Source organism: Variovorax sp. (genome assembly GCF_965279555.1).
GTDB lineage: Bacteria > Pseudomonadota > Gammaproteobacteria > Burkholderiales > Burkholderiaceae_C > Variovorax.
The window spans coordinates 3,241,319-3,260,335 of sequence record NZ_OZ257247.1; the positions used below are offsets into that span (position 1 = coordinate 3,241,319).

Sequence of the window (19,017 nt, forward strand, 5' to 3'; positions counted from 1 at the left end):
TCATCCCGCGCCATGCGCACCCTGCTGCTCGCCCTGATGATCGCCCTGCTGCCCATCCACGGCTGGCTCGGCGATGCAATGGCGCTGGAGATGGTGCGGCATTCGCTCCCGGCGGCCTCCGCGGCTTCGATGGCAACGGCGGCGACCGAAACCCATTGCCACGAGGCAATGGGGGCGATGGAAGCCGACGGGAACATGGACCACATGGCCATGTCCACGGCAGACCATCACGCCGGCTCGCACGACGACAACGACGCCGGCAGCCACCAGGGCTGCGGCACCTGCACCGCCTGCCAGGTCTGCCACACGGTGGCACTCGGCGGCATGCCCCTCCTCGGCATCGTGCACAGTGCGCCGCAGGCACCGCCCGCCGCGCACGCGAGCCGCTTTGCCAGCGCGGAGCCCGCCCCGGGCCTGAAGCCGCCCATTTCCTGATCTCCCTGCCCGTAGTCCGTCCGCGGTGAGCCTGTTCCGGCTCGCGGTGTCCGTTGTATTGCTCATGGAGATCGAGCGTGAACCCCATCTTTGGCCGGCAGTGCGCCGGCCGCACTTCTTCTTCCTCTTCTTCCTCTTCTTCCTCTTCTTCTGTTTCATTCGTCCGCACCACGGCCGCGCTGGCCGCCGCGCTGGTGCTGGCCGGTTGCGCCAGCCTCTCGTCCGACGGCGGCAGCGCCGACGTGCAGGCGCTGACGGCCGGCAATCCGCTGGTGGCCGGCGCCACGGCCCAGCGCGCGCCCGATGAGGCCTCGCGCAAGCGCATCGGCGAGTTGCTCGCGCAGCCGCTGGATGCCGAGTCGGCCGTGCGCATCGCCCTGCTCAACAGCCCGCGCGTGCAGGACGCCTTCGCCACGCTGCAACTGAGCGACGCCGACCGCGTGCAGGCCGCGAGCCTGCCGAACCCGGTGTTCGCCTTCAGCCGCCTGAGCGAAGGCAGCGAGCGCGAGTTCGAGCGCATGCTGAGCTTCAACGTGGTGGGCCTGCTCACGCTGCCGTGGCAGGCGCGCTGGGCCGGCCAGCGGCATGAGTCGGCCAAGCTGCAGGCCGCGCAGAGCGTGCTGGTGCTGGCCGCCGACACCCGCCGCGCCTGGGTGCGCGCGGTGGCCGCGCAGCAAAGCGTGGCCTATCTGCGCGACGCGAAAGAGGCCACCGAAGCCGGCGCCGAACTCGCGCACCGCATGGCCAAAGCCGGCAACTGGAGCACGCTGCAGCGCACGCGCGAACAGCTCCTGCTGGCCGACGCCTCGGCGCAGCTCGCTCGCGCAGAACAGGCGGCCGTCGCCTCGCGCGAGCAGCTCACCCGGCTGCTCGGCCTGAGCGGCGGCGACACCGCCTACACCCTGCCCGACCGCCTGCCGCCGCTGCCCAATGCAGCGCCCGAACTCGGCGACGTGCAGGCGCTGGCGCTGCGCGACCGGCTCGACGTGCGTTCGGCCACGGCGCAGAACGCGGCGGTGGCCGGCTCGCTCGGCCTCACGCACGCCACCAGCGTGATCAATGCGATGGAACTGGGCGTGGTGCGCAACACGAAGTTCGACAACGGCGCGGACCGCTCGCGCAGCACCAAGCGCGGCTTCGAGCTCGACCTTCCGATTCCGGTCTTCGACTGGGGCCAGGCGCGCAACGGCCGCGCCGAGGCGCTGTATTTGCAGTCGGCCGCCCGCGTGCGCGACGTGGGCGTGCTGGCCGCGAGCGAGGCGCGCGAGGCATGGCGGGGCTGGAACACCGCCTACGCCATCGCGCGCCGCTACCGCGACGAGGTGCTGCCGCTGCGCAAGCAGGTCAACGAGGAAATGGTGCTGCGCTACAACGGCATGCTCGCGAGCGTGTGGGAGCTGCTGGGCGAAACCCGCGCCAGCGTGCTTGCGGTGAACGCGGGCATCGAGGCGCAGCGCGACTTCTGGCTGGCGGACACCGATCTTCAACTGGTGCTCACCGGCAGTTCGCCCGGCGGCATGACCGCGCTGCAGACCGCCGCGGCCGGCGAAACACCCGCCGCGGGAGGCCACTGACATGAACCGCCGCAATTTCTTTGCGGGCGCGGCCACGGCCGTTGCCGCCACCACCGTGAGCCGCGCGGCCATGGCCGCATTGCCCGAGCCGGTGTCGCAAGGCTCGAGCGCCACCGCGCCGCCGCTCACCCCACCCAACGGCCGGCCCTACAACCCCGTCGTCACGCTCAACGGCTGGACGCTGCCCTGGCGCATGAACGCCGGTGTCAAGGAATTCCACCTCGTCGCCGAACCCGTGGTGCGCGAGATGGCGCCCGGCTTCAAGGTCAACATGTGGGGCTACAACGGCCAGTCGCCCGGCCCGACCATCGAGGTGGTCGAGGGCGACCGCGTGCGCATCTTCGTGACCAACCGGCTGCCCGAGCACACCACCGTGCACTGGCACGGCCAGCGGCTGCCCAACGGCATGGACGGCGTGGGCGGCATCACGCAGCCGCACATCCCGCCGGGCAAGACCTTCGTCTACGAATTCACCGCGCGCCGGCCCGGCACCTTCATGTATCACCCGCACGCCGACGAGATGGTGCAGATGGCGATGGGCATGATGGGCTTCTGGGTCACGCATCCGCGCGAGGCCCGCAGCCATCCGCTGATCGAGCCGGTGCAGCGCGACTTCTGCTTCCTGCTCGGCAGCTTCGACGTGGAGCCCGGCAGCGCCACGCCCAAGGTCAACACCATGACCGACTTCAACATCTGGAGCTTCAACAGCCGCGTGTTCCCGGCCATCGACACGCTGAACGTGCGCAAGGGCGACCGGGTGCGCATCCGCGTGGGCAACCTCACGATGACCAACCACCCCGTCCACATCCACGGCCACGAGTTCGAGGTGACGGGCACCGACGGCGGCCCGGTGCCGCGCACCGCGCGCTGGCCGGAGGTGTCGGTAGACGTGGCGGTGGGCCAGATGCGGCAGATGGAGTTCATCGCCGACGAGGAAGGCGACTGGGCGCTGCACTGCCACAAGGCGCACCACACCATGGGCCCGATGGGCCACGAGGTGCCGACCATGATCGGCGTCGACCAGAAAGGCGTGGCCGAGAAGATCCGCAAGCTCGTGCCCGACTACATGGTGATGGGCGACAAGGGCATGGCCGACATGGGCGAGATGGAGATGCCCATTCCCGACAACACCGTGCCGATGATGACCGGCACCGGCCCCTTCGGATCGGCCGAGATGGGCGGCATGTTCACGCTGCTGAAGGTGCGGCGCGACCAGAAGCCCGGCGACTACCGCGACCCGGGCTGGTTCAGGCACCCGGCGGGCACCGTAGCGCGCGAAGTGCCCGGCGCGGCCGTGCCACCGGCCACGCGCAGCACCCCTTCCGCCAAGAACGGCAACGACAAGACCGACGCCACCGTGCGCAAGCCTTCGGGCCCGGGCGCACACAACCACTGATCTCTTTTCCTGGAACCCACCTCATGAACAAGACACTCGCATCCATCGCCGCCTGCCTTGCGCTTGCGGCAGCCGCCACCGCGGCGCAGGCCCATGAGAACCACGCAGCCAAGCCGCAAGGCGCCGCCACGCTCGCCCCGGAACAAAAGCCCTGGGGCATCGCGGGCAAGGCCGGCGCAGTGAAGAGAACCATCGACATCGCGATGGCCGACGACATGACGTTCACGCCTTCGGTCATCGAAGTGCGCGAAGGCGACACCATCCGCCTGCGCCTGAAGAACCGCGGCAAGGACCTGCACGAACTGGTGCTGGGCACCACCGCCGAGATCGAGGCGCACGCGGCCATGATGAAGAAATTCCCGGGCATGGAGCACGACGAGCCGTGGATGGTTCACGTGCCCCCGGGCAAGACCGGCGACATGGTCCGGACCTTCAACCGCGCCGGCGATTTCGACTTCGCCTGCCTGGTGAAGGACCACTACGAGCTCGGCATGGCGGGCCGCATCCGTGTGCTGCCTGCCGCCGGCAAATCCTGAAGGAGAAACCATGCAAAGAAGAAAGCTGCTGCTGGCATTGGCTTCTACCGCCGTACCTTTCACTGCGATGGCCGCGGCGCCGATGGTCGAGATCTGGAAAGACCCGAACTGCGGCTGCTGCCAGGACTGGGTCAGGCACCTCGACAAGAACGGCTTTGCCACGCGCGTGCATGACGAAGGCAACACCGCCGCGCGCACCCGCCTGGGCGTGCCCGCCAAGCTGGGCTCGTGCCACACGGGCCTCGTCGGCGGCTACGCCATCGAAGGCCATGTGCCCGCGCGCGAGATGCAACGGCTGCTCAAGGAAAAGCCCAAGGCCATCGGTCTCTCCGTGCCCGGCATGCCTGTCGGCTCGCCCGGCATGGACGGCCCGGCCTATGGCGACCGGCGCGATCCCTACGACGTGCTGCTGGTGCTGGCCGACGGCAGCACGCGCGTCTATCAAAGCTATCGCTGAATCAAACGACTACCCAGGAAAGCAAACTCATCATGAAGAAACTGTTCACCGCACTCTCCGCCGCCCTGCTCGCCGCAGCAGCCTTCGCGCAGGCTGCACTGCCTTCCGTCGAAGGCGAGGTCCGCAAGGTCGACGCCGACGCGAAGAAGATCACGCTGAAGCACGGCGACATTCCCAACCTCGATATGACCGGCATGACGATGGTCTTCCGCGTGAGCGACCCCGCGCTGCTCACGAAGGTGAAGCCCGGCGACAAGGTGAAGTTCACGGCCGACAAGGTAGACGGCGCGCTCACGGTGCTGTCGATAGCGCCGGCGAACTGAGATTCAGCGACCGGCGTCAGGACTTGAAGCGCCCCGGGTCGAAGGGCGCCACCGGTATCTCCGCGGCAACGCCCGCGAGCAGCTGCGCCGCCAGTCGCCCCGTGCGCGCCGAGCCGCACAGGCCGACGTGGCCATGCCCGAAAGCCAGCACGATGTCGGCGCTGGCACCTGACGGGCCGATGCAGGGCAGCCCGTCGGGCAGGCTGGGGCGGTGTCCGAGCCAATGCTTCACGGAAGGCGCGCCAGGCGCGGGCCGTGCAAGCGAGGGAAACATCGATTGCAGATGCTCGTGGAGGATTGCGGCGCGGCGCCAGTCGGGCGCGGCTTCCAGGCCCGCGATCTCGACCTGCCCTGCCGCGCGCAGGCCGCCGTCCATCCAGTGCGCGATGAGCTTGCCATCGGCCACCATGGTCGGCGTGCGTGGGCCGGCCTTGGCGTCTTCGACGACCACGTGATAGCCGCGCTCCGATTCCAGCGGCACCGCGGAGCCGGCGGCCGCGGCCAGCGCGCCCGAGCGGGCACCGGCGCAGATGGCGGCGCCGTCGCAGGCGATTTCGCCGGCCTCGGTGCGCACGGCGCGCAACCGGCCGCCCTCGATGCGAAACCCCGTTGCGCGAGCGGCTACACGTTCGGCGCCCGCATCGAGCGCACGCCGGGCAAGGGCCGCCACATAGGCACCCGGGTTGCGGCAGTGGCCGGCTTCGGGCACGAAGATGCCGAGGGTGTAGCGCGCATCGAGATCGGGCTCGCGGCGGCGCAGTTCGTCCTCCGGCCATTCTTCCCACTGAACGCCGACACGCCGGCGCACGCGCCAGCCCAGCGCATCGCCGTCGAACTCGGCGCGCGAACGGTAGGCGTGCAGCAGCCCGCGCCGCTCGATGAGCTGCGGCACGCCGGCCTCGGCGGCCAGTTGCGCATGCAGCGCCGGCGCGTCCGCCAGCAGCGTGCGCAGTGCGTCGGCGGTGCGCTGCACGCGCGCCTCGGTACAGCCCGAGGCCAGGTAGCGCAGCAGCCATGGCAGGGCGTGCGGCAGGTAGCGCCAGCGCAGGGCGAGCGGCCCGAGCGGGTCGGCCAGCCAGCCCGGCACCTTGCGCCATGCCCCCGGCAACGCAGGCGGCACCACGGAATGCGACGACAGCCAGCCGGCGTTGCCGTAGCTCGTGGCCTGCGGACCGCCCGGTTCGCCGGGCTCCACCACCGTCACGCGCAGGCCCGCGCGCAGGGCTTCGATGGCGGTGGCGCTGCCAACCGCGCCCGCGCCGATCACCACGACATGGCGGCTCCCGCCGTCGGGGGAGAAACTTCTTGCAACTGTCATGGTGCCGATCGTAGAGGGTGCGGTCTCATAATCGGCCGCCATGTCAGCCCCCTCTTCCACCTCTTCCCATTCCGCCGGCTCCATCACCGACGTCGCCGGCATCGAAGTCGGCCATTTCTCCGACACCCGCCGCCCCACCGGCTGCACCGTGATCATGGCGCGCGACGGCGCCGTGGGCGGTGTCGACGTGCGCGGCGCGGCCCCCGGCACGCGCGAGACCGACCTGCTCGCGCCCGGCAACCTGGTGCAGCAGGTGCATGCGGTGATGCTCGCGGGCGGCAGCGCCTGGGGCCTGGCATCGGCCGAAGGCGCCATGCGCTGGATGGAAGAACGCGGCATCGGCATGGACGTGCGCTTCGGCACGCTGCCCATCGTGCCCGCCGCCGTGCTGTTCGACCTGCCGATGGGCGATGCGCGCATCCGCCCCGACGCCGCGGCCGGCTACGCCGCCTGCGAAGCCGCGAGCACAGCGCCGCCCGCCGAAGGCAATGTGGGCGCGGGCTCCGGCGCGCTGGTGGGCAAGCTCTTCGGCGTGCACCGCGCGATGAAGGGCGGCATCGGCACCGCGTCGGTCACGGTCGGCGGCGTCACGGTGGGCGCGCTGATCGCGGTGAATCCGTTGGGCGACGTGATCGACCACAACACCGGCCAGCCCGTGGCCGGCGCGCGCACCGAAGACGGCAAGTCACTGCTCGACACCCGCCGCGCCCTGCTGCGCGGCGACAGCCCCAAGCCGCTGCTGGCGGGCACCAACACCACCATCGGCGTGATCGCCACCGACGCCGTGCTGACCAAGGTGCAGGCCAACCGGCTTGCCATGGTCGCGCACGACGGGCTGGCACGCTCCATCAACCCGGTGCACACCATGAGCGACGGCGACACGCTGTTCGCGCTGGCCACCGGCCGCGTGCCGCTGGAAGGCAACGCCCCGGGCATGACGGTGCTCAGCACCATGGCCGCCGAGGCTGTCGCCATAGCCACGCTGCGCGCGGTGCAAGCGGCGCGCACGGTGACGGTGGGCGAGCTGCACATTCCCTGCGCGGCGGACATCGCAGCAACGCGCGGCTGAATACGGGAAAGATCACCATGGCGTTCCCCAGGACCTTGAAGCTCATCCTGCTGTCGATCCGCGACCTGATCGCCTCGGCGGGGCCGATCGTGTTCATCGTGATCGGCCTCCTGGTCGCCGCCTACTGGTGGCTGCAGCCGCAACCGCCCAAGCACGTCACGCTCGCCACCGGCCCCACGGGCAGTGCCTACGCGCAGTTCGGCAAGCACTATGCGGAAGCCCTCAAGCGCGCCGGCATCGAGGTGGAACTCAAGCCCACTTCAGGCTCGACCGAGAACCTGCAGCTGCTGCGCACCGGCGGTGCCGACGTGGGCTTCGTGCGCGGCGGCAGCGCCGACCCGGTGGCCGACGAGGAAGCCGGGCTCACTTCGCTCGGCAGCCTGTTCTACGAGCCGATCTGGCTGTTCTATCGTGCCGACACTGCGCAGAAGATCGACCGCAAGACCGGCACGCTGACATCGCTCACGCAACTGCGCGGCCTGCGCGTGAACGTCGACCTGCCGGGCAGCGGCCTGCCGGACATCATGGAGCGCATGCTCAAGGCCAACAAGCTCGGCCCCGACGACCTGCTGCTGTCGAACCTCGAGCAGGCCGCCGCCGCAGAGGCGCTGCAGGCGGGGCTGCTCGACGCCATCGTGCTGTCGTCGGCGCCGCAGTCGCCGCAGGTGCAGCACCTGCTGCGCTCGGACGACATCAAGCTCATGGACTTCGGGCAGGCCGACGCCTATTCGCGCCGCTTCCCGTTCCTGTCGGCCGTGACGTTGCCGCGCGGCGTGGTCGACCTGTCGAAAGACCTGCCGCCGCATGACGTGTCGCTGCTGGCGGCCACAACCTCTTTGCTGTCTCGCGACGAAACGCACCCCGCCCTGCGGCAGCTGTTCGCGCAGTCCGCACAGACGCTGCACAGCGGCGCCGGCTGGTTCAACCGGGCGCGCGACTTTCCCAACACGCGCACCAGCGAACTGCCGGTGAGCCCCGAGGGCGACCGCGCCATCAACGGCACGCCGCCGGCCTGGCAGCGCTACCTGCCGTTCTGGGCCAGCAACCTGGTCGAGCGCATGTGGCTGGTGCTCGGCGGCCTGCTGGTGCTGATGCTGCCGCTTAGCCGCGTGGTGCCCCCGCTCTACCAGTTCCGCGTGCGCCGCCGCGTGTTCCGCTGGTATGCGCGGCTGCGCGACATCGAGGCCAAGGTCGATGCGCACAAGGGCGAGACGAAGGCGCTTCTGGACGACCTCGACCAACTCGACCGCACCGTCAACAAGGTGGCGGTGCCGCTGTCTTATGCGGACGAGCTCTATGCGCTGCGCAACAACATCTATGCGGTGCGCAAGCGCGTGCTGGCGCGAAGTGCACCCGAGGCCGAACCGGTGGCAGCCGCCACGAGCAATGCTGGGTGACGGCAAGGCGCTTTCGGGCCTGAGCGCGCTGATCGACTTCGTGGAGCCGCGCAGCAACGGCACGAGCCGGCTGCGCATGGCCTTCGGCGCGCCGTCGCGCTTGCTGGTGGCGCGGACTGCCAGCGAGGTGCGGCCGGTGCTGGAGGCGGTGGAGGCAATGGCACGCGAGGGCCGCTGGTGCGTGGGCTACCTGCGCTACGAAGCCGCCGCGGCCTTCGACCCCGCTTTCGCGGTGCACGACGCCGACGGTCCGCTGGCATGGTTCGGCGTGCACGACGAAGCGCTGCCCTGGCCCGATGCCGCGCCTTCAGCGCCTTCAGCACCTTCAGCGCCCTCCCCGCCTTCTGTCGATTGGCAATGCAGCCTGCCGCGCGCGGCCTTCGACCAACGCATGCAGGCCATCCATCGCGCGATCGCGGATGGCGAGCTCTATCAGATCAACTACACCGCCGCCCTGCGCGCCGGCTTCCAGGGCGATGCGCGCGACTGGTTCCTCGCGCTGCGGCAAGCGCAACCCGGCGGCTACACCGCCTTCATCGACAGCGGCGAAGAGCAGGTGCTGTCGGTGTCGCCCGAACTGTTCTTCGACCGGGAGGGCGAGCACATCCTCGCTCGGCCGATGAAAGGCACGGCGCCGCGCGGCGTCACTGCGGAGGAAGACGAGGCGCTGGCGCAGCGGCTGCGTACGGTGGCCAAGGAGCGCGCCGAGAACGTGATGATCGTGGACCTGATCCGCAACGACCTGTCGCGCGTGGCGCGGCCTTTCTCGGTGCGGGTGCCACGGCTCTTCCACACCGAGGCACTGCCCACCGTGTGGCAGATGACTTCGGACGTCGAGGCGCTGGTGCGCGACGGCACCTCGCTGGCCGATGTGTTCGCGGCGCTGTTCCCGTGCGGCTCGATCACCGGAGCGCCCAAGGTCAGCGCCATGCGGCTGATCCGCGAACTGGAGCCCGAGGCACGCGGCGTGTACTGCGGCGCGGTCGGCGTGGTGCGGCCCGGCGGCCATGCGACTTTCAACGTGCCGATCCGCACGGTGACGCTGCGCAGTGGAGAAGCTCGCTGCGGCATCGGAAGCGGCATCACCGCCGATGCGCGGGCCGATGCGGAGTGGGACGAATGGCGGCACAAGCGCGCCTTCCTGTCGCGTGCACGGCGCGACGACGAACAGAATTTCGATCTGCTGGAGACCCTGGCGCTGGTGGAAGGCGAATTGCGCGATGCAACAGCGCATCTCGAACGCATGGCCGGCGCCGCAAGGCACTTCGGCCGCCCGTGGAAAGAAGCGCTCGTGGCCGCGTGCCTGCATGACCTGCAGGCACGCCACGCGGGCGGCACATGGCGCGTGCGCCTGCTGCTCGACGCGCAAGGCACGCCCCGCGCCGAAGCCTTTGCCATGGAAGCGCCACCCTCACGCGTGCAACTGCAGCTTGCGGACCGCGCATTCGACGAGGCCCAAAGCGACTTCACCCGCTTCAAGACCACCCGCCGTGCCCACTACGAGGCCTTCGCGCCCACGGCGCCGGGCATGTTCGACACGCTGCTCTGGAACCGCGACGGCGAGATCACCGAATGCACGCGCGGCAACATCGCGCTGCTGCTGGACGGCCGCTGGGTCACGCCTGCGCTGCACTGCGGCCTGCTGGGCGGCGTAGGCCGCGCCAGCCGGCTGCGCAGCGGCCAGCTTGCCGAAGCGGTCGTGCGGGTGGACGATCTGCCCCGCGTGCAGGCCCTGGCCTTCGTGAACAGCCTGCGCGGCTGGCTCGATGCCGATCTGCAGCTTCCTCAAAAATAGTTCAACGAAGCGCTTGACTTGGAGCGCGCTCTAATTTCGAGAATCAACGCCATGGAAACCAGTCTGACCATTGCGGAAGTCGCAGAGCGAACCGGCCTCACGGCCTACACGCTGCGCTACTACGAACGCATCGGGCTGATTGCCGCGGTGCCGCGTGCACCGGGCGGTCAGCGGCGCTATGCGAGCGCCGACATGGACTTGCTGGATTTCCTGTTGCGCCTGCGCGAGACCGGCATGTCCATCCAGGGCATGCAGGCCTTCGTCAGGCTTCGAAGCCAGGGGGACGCCAGCGTCGGCGAACGGCGCGAGATGCTCGAACAGCACCTTGCCGAAGTTCAGGCCCGGGTGGCGGCGCTGCAGCAATCCATGCAGGCGCTGTCGCTCAAGATCGACCACTACCGCGAGGTCGAGAAGACGAAGAAGCGTCCTCCTCTGTCGGGCAAAGCCCGGGAAGGAAAGACGAGCAATGACGAACACACAGAACCAGGGCCACAACGAAAACCTGCGCTACACGCGTGGCCTGGCCAAGCTCCAGGAGATCGACGGTGAAGGCGGCGTCAAGGTGGTCGAGAGCCTGGCCGGCATCGCGCCCGACTTCGGCCGCCTGTTGATCGAGTTTCCGTTCGGCGACATCTACTCGCGCCCCGGCCTCGACCTGCGCTCCCGCGAGATCGCCACGGTAGCCGCGCTCACCGCCATGGGCAATGCCGCGCCGCAACTGAAGGTGCACATCCAGGCCGCGCTGAACGTCGGCGTGACGCGCGACGAAGTGATCGAGATCATCATGCAGATGGCGGTATACGCAGGCTTTCCGGCGGCATTGAACGGACTCTTCGCCGCACGCGATGTGTTTGCGGCGGACGATGAAAAAAGCGCGCGGCCCCTTGCGGAACCGCGCGCTCTTGCTGAAGCGGCCGAAGCCGCCTGAGCCTTACTTCAGCGCCTTGTAGCGCATGCGCTTCGGTTTTGCGCCTTCTTCGCCAAGGCGCTTCTTCTTGTCGGCTTCGTACTCCTGGTAGTTGCCGTCGAAGAAGGTCCACTGGCTGTCGCCCTCGGCGGCCAGGATGTGGGTGGCGATGCGGTCGAGGAACCAGCGGTCATGGCTGATCACCATGACCGTGCCCGCGAACTCGAGCAGCGCGTCTTCGAGGGCGCGCAGGGTTTCCACGTCCAGGTCGTTCGACGGTTCGTCAAGCAGCAGCACGTTGCCGCCGGCGATCAGCGTCTTGGCCAGGTGCAGGCGGCCGCGTTCACCGCCGGACAGGGTGCCGACCTTCTTCTGCTGGTCGGCGCCGTTGAAGTTGAAGCGCCCCGCATACGCGCGGCTGGCCATCTGGAACTTGCCGACGTTGATGATGTCCAGGCCGTTCGAGATGTCTTCCCACACGGTCTTCTGGTTGGCCAGTTCGTCGCGGTGCTGGTCGACGAAGGCCATCTTCACGGTCTGGCCGATGACGACTTCGCCCGAATCCGGCTTTTCCTTGCCAGCGAGCAGCTTGAACAGCGTCGACTTGCCGGCGCCGTTCGGGCCGATGATGCCGACGATGGCGCCCGGCGGGACGGTGAAGCTCAGGTTGTCGATCAGCATGCGGTCGCCGAACGACTTGCTGACGCCGTGGAACTCGAACACCTGCTGACCCAGCCGCTCCGCCACAGGAATGAAGATTTCCTGCGTTTCGTTGCGCTTCTGGTACTCCATGTCGCTCAGCTCTTCGAAGCGGGCCAGGCGGGATTTGCTCTTGGCCTGGCGTGCCTTCGGGTTCTGGCGCGACCACTCCAGTTCCTTCTTCAGCGCCTTGGCGTGGGCTTCTTCGCTCTTCTGCTCCTGAGCCAGGCGTTCGCCCTTCTGCTCGAGCCAGGTGCTGTAGTTGCCCTTCCAGGGAATGCCGCGACCGCGGTCCATTTCCAGGATCCACTCGGCCGCGTTGTCGAGGAAGTAGCGATCGTGGGTGATGGCCACCACGGTGCCCGTGAAGCGCTGCAGGAACACTTCGAGCCACTCCACCGATTCGGCGTCCAGGTGGTTGGTCGGCTCATCGAGCAGCAGCATGTCGGGCTTGCTCAGCAGCAGGCGGCACAGCGCCACGCGCCGCTTTTCGCCGCCCGACAGCAGGCCGATCTTCGCGTCCCACGGCGGGAGGCGCAGCGCGTCGGCGGCGATTTCCAGTTGATGTTCGGAATCGGTGCCGGCAGTGGCGATGATGGCTTCGAGCTGGGCCTGCTCGGCCGCCAGCGCGTCGAAGTCGGCGTCTTCGGCGCCATAGGCGATGTACACCTCTTCGAGGCGCGCCTTGGCCGCGAACACCGCGCCCATGGACTCCTCGACCGATTCGCGCACCGTGTGCTCGGTGTTGAGCTTGGGTTCCTGCTCCAGATAGCCGATCGTCATGCCCGGCATGGGCAGTGCCTCGCCCTCGAACTCCTTGTCCACACCCGCCATGATCTTGAGCAGCGTGGACTTGCCCGAGCCGTTCAGGCCGAGCACGCCGATCTTGGCGCCGGGGAAAAAGGACAGCGAAATGTCTTTCAAGAGCTGCCGCTTGGGCGGCACGGTCTTGCTGACACGGTTCATCGAATAGACGTATTGAGCCATCTGGGAGTAGTTACCTTGGGTACAAAGATTCGGGGAAAAGCGCGGGCGCCAGAAAGGAGCATTCGGGCGCGGCAAACCACCGATTATCGACTCATGCGACAATAGGCACCGTTGCCGGGTCCAGTTGCCCGCAACACCGGCTCTCTGCCGGGGACGAAGAAAGCTCCAATCCAACAACCCTTTTGCAAGGGCGGACTTTCCGGCTCCCACCCCTGACCTTCATCTGCCTTGACTGGCTCGGCGTCAACAAGACGCCAAGCGGGCCGATGCCACTGCGCCGTGTATGGCGCTTATTGTTTCCAATGAATTTTGACGAACTGAAGCTGGCCCCCGCCATCTTGAAGGCTGTGCACGAGCACGGCTACGACTCGCCCACCCCCATCCAGGCGCAAGCCATCCCCGCGGTGCTCGAAGGTCATGACCTGTTGGGCGGCGCACAGACCGGCACCGGCAAGACCGCTGCATTCACGCTGCCGATGCTGCACAAGCTCAGCATGAGCCGCAGCGCCACCAACAAGTTCGGCGGCGTCGGCATCCGCGCCCTCGTGCTGACCCCCACCCGCGAACTCGCGGCCCAGGTCGAAGAGTCGGTGCGCACCTACGGCAAGTACCTGCAGCTCGACTCGACCGTGATCTTCGGCGGCGTCGGCATGAACCCGCAGATCAGCAAGCTCAAGAAGGGCGTCGACATCCTCGTGGCCACCCCCGGCCGCCTGCTCGACCTGCAGCAGCAGGGCATGCTCGACCTGAGCCAGGTCCAGATGCTGATCCTCGACGAAGCCGACCGCATGCTCGACATGGGCTTCATCCACGACGTGAAGAAGATCCTGGCCCTGGTGCCCAAGGAAAAGCAGAGCCTGCTGTTCTCGGCCACCTTCAGCGACGAAATCCGCGACCTGGCCGCCACGCTGCTGAAGAACCCGCAGAGCATCCAGGTCACGCCGCGCAACACCACCGTGCAGCGCATCACCCAGGTGATCCACCCCGTGGGCCGCGGCAAGAAGAAGGCGCTGCTCGCGCACATCATCAACGAGAACAAGTGGAGCCAGGTGCTCGTGTTCACGCGCACCAAGTTCGGCGCCAACAGCGTGGCCGAATTCCTCACCAAGAACGGCATCGAGGCGATGGCGCTGCACGGCAACAAGAGCCAGAGCGCCCGCACGCAGGCGCTGGCCGGCTTCAAGAGCGGCGACATCCGCGCGCTGGTGGCCACCGACATCGCTGCCCGCGGCATCGACATCGACGAGCTGCCGCACGTGGTGAACTACGAGATCCCGAACGTCAGCGAAGACTACGTTCACCGCATCGGCCGCACCGGCCGTGCCGGCTCGAGCGGCGAGGCAGTGAGCTTCGTGTGCCTGGACGAAGAAGGCTTCATGCAGGAAATCGAACGCTTCACCAAGCAGACGATTCCCGTGCAGATCGTCGAGGGCTTCGGTCCCGAAGAAGGCGAACGCGCCGAGCCCATCGCCATGGGTCGCCAGACGATCTGGGGCGGCGCCGGCCGTCCGCCGAGCCGCGACGTGATGCAGGCAGCCGCCAAGGCCGCCCGCACCGAGATGCTGCAACGCATCCGCGAGAACAAGGCCGGCCAGGGTGGCGGCAACGGCGGTGGCGGCGGCAATGGCGGCGGTCAGCGCCGCGGCGGCGGCCAGGGCCAGGGTGGCGGCCAAGCCCGCAATGCCAACGGCGGTGGACAAGGCCAAGGCCCGCGCGGCCCGGGTGCCCGCGCACCGCAAGGCCGCGGCCCGCAAGGTCCGGCACGCGCACCGCACCATGCACCGCATCAACAAGCCCATCAGCCGCATGACGAGCGCCAGCCGCGCCATCACGGCAACAGCCACAGCCCGACGCAAGCCAACCAGGTCGCGCACCTGCGTGCCGAAGCGGTCGCAGGCGGCGCGGGCCAGCCGGATCCGTTGCGCACCAGCGTCGACCACATGGGTGGCGGCCGCGGACGCGGTCGTCCGGGCGGCGGCGGCGGTGGCTACGGCGGCAACCGTTCGGGCGGCGGTGGCCGCTCGGGTGGCGGCGGTGGTGGCTACGGTGGCGGTGGCGGTGGCGGTGGCGGCCGTTCCGGTGGCGGCGGCGGCCGTTCCTTCGGCCGCTGAGGCAAGAAGCACACATATCCGGGCGGCACGCCTGCCCGGAACCAGAACAGGGGCACTTCGGTGCCCTTTTTCATTGGTGGCGCGGCACCGCCCTGCCCGGGCCACAATCGTTACGCCATGCAATACATCCCACCAAACTACGCCACCCTCTTCGTAGCCACCTGCAACCTTCTCAACCTTGCGAACCCGAACCGCGCGTACTACGAGAACCAGGACACCTACACCGAGCGCGAGTACGAGCGGAAGATCGACTGGACCGGCGAGCGATTCCATGCGCTCAATGCCGACGTACTGGCGGTGCAGGAGGTGTGGGACGAAGCGGCGCTGAAGGCCGCCATCGCGCGCAGCGGCCTGCGCTACGACTTCGTGTCCGTGCCCGGCGCCGAGAATACGCCGCCGCCCGGCAGCCCCGCCGGCACGCCGGTAAGACCGGGCGCACAGGGCACGCCGCGCGTGGGCATCGCAACGCGGCTGAAGGTGGACGAGGTCCGCTCCTTCGTCGACTTCCCGCCAGGCTTCGGCGTCGAGGTGCCGGGCCTGGGCGCGCACACGCGCTTCGAACGCCCGCCACTGCTGGCCACCGTGCGCATGAAGCACGGCCAGCAGGTGCATGTGCTGACGGTGCACCTGAAGTCCAAGCGCCCGAAGTTCCTGCAGGATGCGCAAGGCAACCACCTGGAGGACCGCGACGACCGCAAGGTGGGCGTGATGGCGTCGCTGCGCTCGCTGCTGATGCGCGGCGCGGAAGCCGCGGCCCTGCGCTGCATCGTCATCGACCTGCTGCAGGGCACGAACGTGCCGCTCGTGGTGATGGGCGACTTCAACGACAACCCGCACAGCGTGACCACGCAGCTCGTGGCGGCCACCTCGGAGGTCGCCTACGACAAGGCCGCGCGCGACGTGGCGCTGTTCAACGCCTACGAGATGCAGGGCGAGTCGGCGCTCAAGAAGGACGTGGCGTATTCGCACATCCACCAGGGCTATCCGGAGGTGCTCGACCAGATCCTGGTGAGCGAGGAATTCGTCGCCACCAGCCGCCACAGCCTGGGCGACGTGCGGCGGGTCGACTACTTCAACGACCACCTGCACGAGGGGCGCGACCGCTCGCGCTCCGACCACGGCTTCGTGCGCGCCCTGCTCAGGCTGCGCACGGACTGAACCCAGGGCCGCTCAGCCCATGCGGCGGCCGGTCTGCCGGTCGAACAGGTGCACGCGCGGCGTGTCGATCGCCAGGTTGACGATCTCGTCGGGCCGGGCATCGACGCGGCCATGCACCGCCAGCACCAGCCGGGCTTCGCCGACCTGCACCAGCAGTTCGGTCTCCGCGCCCGTGGGCTCGACCACGATCACCTTGGCGGCCACCGACTGCGGGCCGCCGCCGAGCGTGATGTCGCCGGGTCGCACGCCGTAGTGCACCGGCTGGCCGTCGGGCGCCGATGTGGTGGCCGGCACCGGCCAGCGCGCGCCCTGCGCCTCGACCCAGCACTCGCCGCCCGCGCGGCGCACCGTGCCCTCGATCACGTTCATCGAAGGCGAGCCGATGAACTGCGCCACGAACAGGTTGTCGGGCCGGTCGTACAAATCCAGCGGCGTGCCGATCTGCTCGACGATACCGTCGTGCATCACCACGATGCGGTCGGCCATGGTCATGGCTTCGATCTGGTCGTGCGTCACGTACACGGTGGTGGTCTTCAGCCGCTGGTGCAGCGCCTTGATCTCGGCGCGCATGGCCACGCGCAGCTTGGCATCGAGGTTGGACAGCGGCTCGTCGAACAGGAACACCTTCGGGTCGCGCACGATGGCGCGGCCCATGGCCACGCGCTGGCGCTGGCCGCCCGAGAGCTCGCGCGGATAGCGGCCGAGCAATGCGTCGAGGTTGAGGATCTTCGCGGCGCGCGCCACGCGCTCCTCGGTCACCGACTTCTCGGCGCTGCGCAGGCGCAGGCTGAAGCCCATGTTCTCGCCCACCGTCATGTGGGGATACAGCGCGTAGCTCTGGAACACCATCGCGATGTCGCGGTCCTTCGACTCGAGGTCGTTGACCACGCGGCCGTCGATCATGATCTCGCCGCCGCTGATGTCTTCCAGGCCCGCGAGCATGCGCAGCAAGGTCGACTTGCCGCAGCCCGACGGACCGACCAGCACTACGAACTCGCCGTCGGTGATGTCGAAGCCCAGCCCTTTGATGATCTGGACCTTGCCGAAGGATTTCTGGATATTGCGAAAGGAAACGGATGCCATCGTGTTGTCCCTGAGTCGTTCGTTCAGCTCTTGACGGCGCCGGCGGTGAGCCCGCCCACCATGTAGCGCTTGAAGGTGTAGTAGATCGCCGCGGGCGGCAGCGCGTAGATGAGGCCGGTTGCCATGAGCAGTTCCCACGGCGAGTCGTCGGCCGAGAGGAAGTTGCCGAGCGCCACCGCCAGCGTCACGCTCTTGTCGTTGGACAGCAGCAGGAACGCATAGAGGTACTCGTTCCACGCCAGCAGCAGCGAATAGGTGCCCACCGCCACCAGCGACGGCACCATCAGCGGCAGGTAGACCAGGCGGAACAGCTGCAGCGGCGAGGCGCCGTCCATGCGCGCAGCCTCGTCGAGTTCATAGGGCAGCTTGTCCGACGCCTGCTTGAGCACCCAGATGCAGTACGGCGAGGCGATGGTCACCATTGCCAGGATGAGCGCCCACTGGCTGTTCAGCAGCCCGTAGTTGCCCATGGTCTTGTACATGGGCACGGCCAGGAAGGCCGCCGGAATGAAATACGTGAACAGCGCCAGGTTCATCACCGTGCGGCCGCCGCGCACCCGCAGCCTGCTGATGGCGAAGGCGGCGGTGGTGGCGACGAACAGCGTGAGCGCGCCTACCGACAGCGCGATCACCAGCGAGTTCCACAGCTGCAGCCAGAAGTGGTCGAGGTAGAAATGCTTCTGCTGGAACACGATGCGGAAGTTGTCCAGCGTCGGGTTCTTGGGCCACAGGTGGCCGGAGGTCGCGGAGTCCTTCGACGAGATCGCGAACAGCACCATGTGGTAGACCGGAATCAGCGTCCACAGCAGCACCGGAATGCCGATGAGCAGCAGCTTGGCCTCGGTCGCTATGGCCTTGGGGGTCCAGCGTTTCATTTCGAGAGCCTCTTCATCATGAAGTACACGAGCGGCAGCACCAGCGGCATCGCCACCACGATGGATGCCATCGACAGGTCGACCTGGTCGAGCCGCAGGTAGCGGATGCCCAGCGTGGCGAGCACGTGCGTCAGGTCGGCGGGGCCGCCGCCGGTGAGCAGGTACACGCTGTTGAAGTCGCCCAGCGTCCAGATCATCGAAAGGATGAGCGAGGTGATGTAGAGCGTCTTGAGCGCGGGCCAGCTCACGAAGCGGAACTTCTGCCAGGAAGAAGCGCCGTCGACCGAGGCCGCTTCATATTGCTCGGTGGGAATGGCCAGGCGCCCGGCCACGAGGATGAGCGTCCAGAACGGCAGCGACTTCCACACGTGCACGAGCATCGCGAAGGCCAGCGCCAGCGCGGGATCGTTGAGCCAGTTGGGGCCGTCGGCGCCGGTCAGGCGGAAGATGGTGCTGTTGATCACGCCCCACTCCGGGTTCAGCATGAAGCGGATCGACAGGATGGTGGGAATGGAGGGCATCGCCCACGGCAGGATGAAGATCGCCGCAATGATCTTGATCCACCAGCGAGACGTTACGAAGAAGCCCGACAGCACGAGTGCCACGAGCATCTTGAGGTTGATCGCCACGACCAGGAAGATGGCCGTGTTGATCACCGAGCGGAAGAAGATCGGATCTTCGACCAGCTTCACGTAGCTTTGCGGATGGCGGGCGAGCCAAAGCCCGTAGCCCACCGGGTACAGCACGAACACCACGAACACCAGCAGGTAGGGCACGACCATGACCGCGCCCCAGAACTGCCAGCGCGCATGCCGCGCTCCGAGATTGACGACAGGCGCCGGTGTGGTCGACGCGGCGGCGGTGGCAGTGGCGCTCATGGTGTGCAGCTGCTGATGT

Annotated in this window: 18 protein-coding genes; 13 read left to right on the plus strand and 5 right to left on the minus strand. The window is 68.2% G+C overall.

Features of this window, described 5'->3' with window-relative positions:
• The first annotated feature begins 12 nt into the window (after window positions 1-12).
• From ACQY8B_RS15430 to ACQY8B_RS15455, 6 genes are all read left to right on the plus strand, one after another.
• A complete protein-coding gene (locus ACQY8B_RS15430) occupies window positions 13-435 on the plus strand; it encodes a hypothetical protein (RefSeq protein WP_422087505.1) in 423 nt (140 codons plus the stop codon).
• A 77-nt stretch (window positions 436-512) separates the two neighbouring features.
• Complete coding sequence (locus ACQY8B_RS15435) at window positions 513-2,009, plus strand: TolC family protein (protein ID WP_422087506.1); 1,497 nt, start codon at window positions 513-515, stop codon at window positions 2,007-2,009.
• A 1-nt stretch (window position 2,010) separates the two neighbouring features.
• Window positions 2,011-3,405, plus strand: a complete 1,395-nt coding sequence (locus ACQY8B_RS15440; RefSeq protein ID WP_422087507.1) for a multicopper oxidase family protein — start codon at window positions 2,011-2,013, stop codon at window positions 3,403-3,405.
• A gap of 23 nt (window positions 3,406-3,428) precedes the next feature.
• Complete coding sequence (locus ACQY8B_RS15445; RefSeq protein WP_422087508.1) at window positions 3,429-3,941, plus strand: cupredoxin domain-containing protein; 513 nt, start codon at window positions 3,429-3,431, stop codon at window positions 3,939-3,941.
• A gap of 10 nt (window positions 3,942-3,951) precedes the next feature.
• Window positions 3,952-4,398, plus strand: coding sequence for a DUF411 domain-containing protein (locus tag ACQY8B_RS15450; protein ID WP_422087509.1), 447 nt, complete (start codon window positions 3,952-3,954; stop codon window positions 4,396-4,398).
• Between the two features lie 32 nt (window positions 4,399-4,430).
• Window positions 4,431-4,721, plus strand: a complete 291-nt coding sequence (locus ACQY8B_RS15455) for a copper-binding protein (RefSeq protein WP_422087510.1) — start codon at window positions 4,431-4,433, stop codon at window positions 4,719-4,721.
• A 16-nt stretch (window positions 4,722-4,737) separates the two neighbouring features.
• Here ACQY8B_RS15455 and ACQY8B_RS15460 read toward each other — a convergent pair whose 3' ends face one another.
• Window positions 4,738-6,039, minus strand: a complete 1,302-nt coding sequence (locus tag ACQY8B_RS15460) for an NAD(P)/FAD-dependent oxidoreductase (protein WP_422087511.1) — start codon at window positions 6,037-6,039, stop codon at window positions 4,738-4,740.
• Between the two features lie 40 nt (window positions 6,040-6,079).
• On the opposite strand from ACQY8B_RS15460, the gene ACQY8B_RS15465 reads away from it, so the two are divergent.
• From ACQY8B_RS15465 to ACQY8B_RS15485, 5 genes are read left to right on the plus strand one after another with little or no spacing between them, the layout of a single operon-like run.
• Complete coding sequence (locus ACQY8B_RS15465) at window positions 6,080-7,108, plus strand: P1 family peptidase (protein WP_422087512.1); 1,029 nt, start codon at window positions 6,080-6,082, stop codon at window positions 7,106-7,108.
• Between the two features lie 17 nt (window positions 7,109-7,125).
• Window positions 7,126-8,505 carry a TAXI family TRAP transporter solute-binding subunit gene (locus ACQY8B_RS15470; RefSeq protein ID WP_422087513.1) on the plus strand — a complete coding sequence of 460 codons (1,380 nt, stop codon included), beginning with the start codon at window positions 7,126-7,128 and terminating at the stop codon, window positions 8,503-8,505.
• Window positions 8,495-10,300, plus strand: coding sequence for an aminodeoxychorismate synthase component I (gene pabB, locus ACQY8B_RS15475; RefSeq protein WP_422087514.1), 1,806 nt, complete (start codon window positions 8,495-8,497; stop codon window positions 10,298-10,300). Before ACQY8B_RS15470 ends, pabB begins: the two co-directional genes overlap by 11 nt.
• Before the next feature lie 51 nt (window positions 10,301-10,351).
• The gene (locus ACQY8B_RS15480; protein WP_422087515.1) at window positions 10,352-10,849 is read left to right on the plus strand and encodes a MerR family transcriptional regulator; all 498 of its coding nucleotides are present in this window, start codon (window positions 10,352-10,354) and stop codon (window positions 10,847-10,849) included.
• Window positions 10,767-11,228, plus strand: coding sequence for a carboxymuconolactone decarboxylase family protein (locus tag ACQY8B_RS15485; protein WP_422087516.1), 462 nt, complete (start codon window positions 10,767-10,769; stop codon window positions 11,226-11,228). Before ACQY8B_RS15480 ends, ACQY8B_RS15485 begins: the two co-directional genes overlap by 83 nt.
• Window positions 11,229-11,231: 3 nt before the next feature.
• Here ACQY8B_RS15485 and ettA read toward each other — a convergent pair whose 3' ends face one another.
• On the minus strand, window positions 11,232-12,893 hold the full coding sequence (gene ettA / locus ACQY8B_RS15490) for an energy-dependent translational throttle protein EttA (protein WP_056587499.1): 1,662 nt from the start codon (window positions 12,891-12,893) through the stop codon (window positions 11,232-11,234).
• A gap of 302 nt (window positions 12,894-13,195) precedes the next feature.
• Here ettA and ACQY8B_RS15495 point away from each other — a divergent pair, with 302 nt between their 5' ends.
• On the plus strand, window positions 13,196-15,004 hold the full coding sequence (locus ACQY8B_RS15495) for a DEAD/DEAH box helicase (RefSeq protein ID WP_422087517.1): 1,809 nt from the start codon (window positions 13,196-13,198) through the stop codon (window positions 15,002-15,004).
• Between the two features lie 117 nt (window positions 15,005-15,121).
• Window positions 15,122-16,162 carry an endonuclease/exonuclease/phosphatase family protein gene (locus ACQY8B_RS15500; RefSeq protein ID WP_422087518.1) on the plus strand — a complete coding sequence of 347 codons (1,041 nt, stop codon included), beginning with the start codon at window positions 15,122-15,124 and terminating at the stop codon, window positions 16,160-16,162.
• A 12-nt stretch (window positions 16,163-16,174) separates the two neighbouring features.
• On the opposite strand, the gene ACQY8B_RS15505 is transcribed toward ACQY8B_RS15500, so the two are convergent.
• From ACQY8B_RS15505 to ACQY8B_RS15515, 3 genes are read right to left on the minus strand one after another with little or no spacing between them, the layout of a single operon-like run.
• Entirely contained in the window at window positions 16,175-17,245 is a 1,071-nt protein-coding gene (locus ACQY8B_RS15505) for an ABC transporter ATP-binding protein (protein WP_422087519.1), read from the minus strand.
• 23 nt (window positions 17,246-17,268) lie between these two features.
• Window positions 17,269-18,120, minus strand: coding sequence for a carbohydrate ABC transporter permease (locus ACQY8B_RS15510; RefSeq protein WP_422087520.1), 852 nt, complete (start codon window positions 18,118-18,120; stop codon window positions 17,269-17,271).
• Entirely contained in the window at window positions 18,117-18,998 is an 882-nt protein-coding gene (locus tag ACQY8B_RS15515; protein ID WP_422087521.1) for a carbohydrate ABC transporter permease, read from the minus strand. Before ACQY8B_RS15515 ends, ACQY8B_RS15510 begins: the two co-directional genes overlap by 4 nt.
• Window positions 18,999-19,017: the final 19 nt, after the last annotated feature.

What these genes read in the sequence shown, in the direction of transcription:
- ACQY8B_RS15510 (WP_422087520.1), bottom strand. Translation starts at nt 18,120, where the DNA reads ATGAAACGCTGGACCCCCAAGGCCATAGCGACCGAGGCCAAGCTGCTG.
- ettA (WP_056587499.1), bottom strand. Translation starts at nt 12,893, where the DNA reads ATGGCTCAATACGTCTATTCGATGAACCGTGTCAGCAAGACCGTGCCG.
- ACQY8B_RS15480 (WP_422087515.1), top strand. Translation starts at nt 10,352, where the DNA reads ATGGAAACCAGTCTGACCATTGCGGAAGTCGCAGAGCGAACCGGCCTC.
- ACQY8B_RS15445 (WP_422087508.1), top strand. Translation starts at nt 3,429, where the DNA reads ATGAACAAGACACTCGCATCCATCGCCGCCTGCCTTGCGCTTGCGGCA.
- ACQY8B_RS15470 (WP_422087513.1), top strand. Translation starts at nt 7,126, where the DNA reads ATGGCGTTCCCCAGGACCTTGAAGCTCATCCTGCTGTCGATCCGCGAC.
- ACQY8B_RS15495 (WP_422087517.1), top strand. Translation starts at nt 13,196, where the DNA reads ATGAATTTTGACGAACTGAAGCTGGCCCCCGCCATCTTGAAGGCTGTG.
- ACQY8B_RS15465 (WP_422087512.1), top strand. Translation starts at nt 6,080, where the DNA reads ATGTCAGCCCCCTCTTCCACCTCTTCCCATTCCGCCGGCTCCATCACC.
- ACQY8B_RS15450 (WP_422087509.1), top strand. Translation starts at nt 3,952, where the DNA reads ATGCAAAGAAGAAAGCTGCTGCTGGCATTGGCTTCTACCGCCGTACCT.
- ACQY8B_RS15505 (WP_422087519.1), bottom strand. Translation starts at nt 17,245, where the DNA reads ATGGCATCCGTTTCCTTTCGCAATATCCAGAAATCCTTCGGCAAGGTC.
- pabB (WP_422087514.1), top strand. Translation starts at nt 8,495, where the DNA reads ATGCTGGGTGACGGCAAGGCGCTTTCGGGCCTGAGCGCGCTGATCGAC.
- ACQY8B_RS15500 (WP_422087518.1), top strand. Translation starts at nt 15,122, where the DNA reads ATGCAATACATCCCACCAAACTACGCCACCCTCTTCGTAGCCACCTGC.
- ACQY8B_RS15485 (WP_422087516.1), top strand. Translation starts at nt 10,767, where the DNA reads ATGACGAACACACAGAACCAGGGCCACAACGAAAACCTGCGCTACACG.
- ACQY8B_RS15460 (WP_422087511.1), bottom strand. Translation starts at nt 6,039, where the DNA reads ATGACAGTTGCAAGAAGTTTCTCCCCCGACGGCGGGAGCCGCCATGTC.
- ACQY8B_RS15440 (WP_422087507.1), top strand. Translation starts at nt 2,011, where the DNA reads ATGAACCGCCGCAATTTCTTTGCGGGCGCGGCCACGGCCGTTGCCGCC.
- ACQY8B_RS15430 (WP_422087505.1), top strand. Translation starts at nt 13, where the DNA reads ATGCGCACCCTGCTGCTCGCCCTGATGATCGCCCTGCTGCCCATCCAC.
- ACQY8B_RS15515 (WP_422087521.1), bottom strand. Translation starts at nt 18,998, where the DNA reads ATGAGCGCCACTGCCACCGCCGCCGCGTCGACCACACCGGCGCCTGTC.
- ACQY8B_RS15455 (WP_422087510.1), top strand. Translation starts at nt 4,431, where the DNA reads ATGAAGAAACTGTTCACCGCACTCTCCGCCGCCCTGCTCGCCGCAGCA.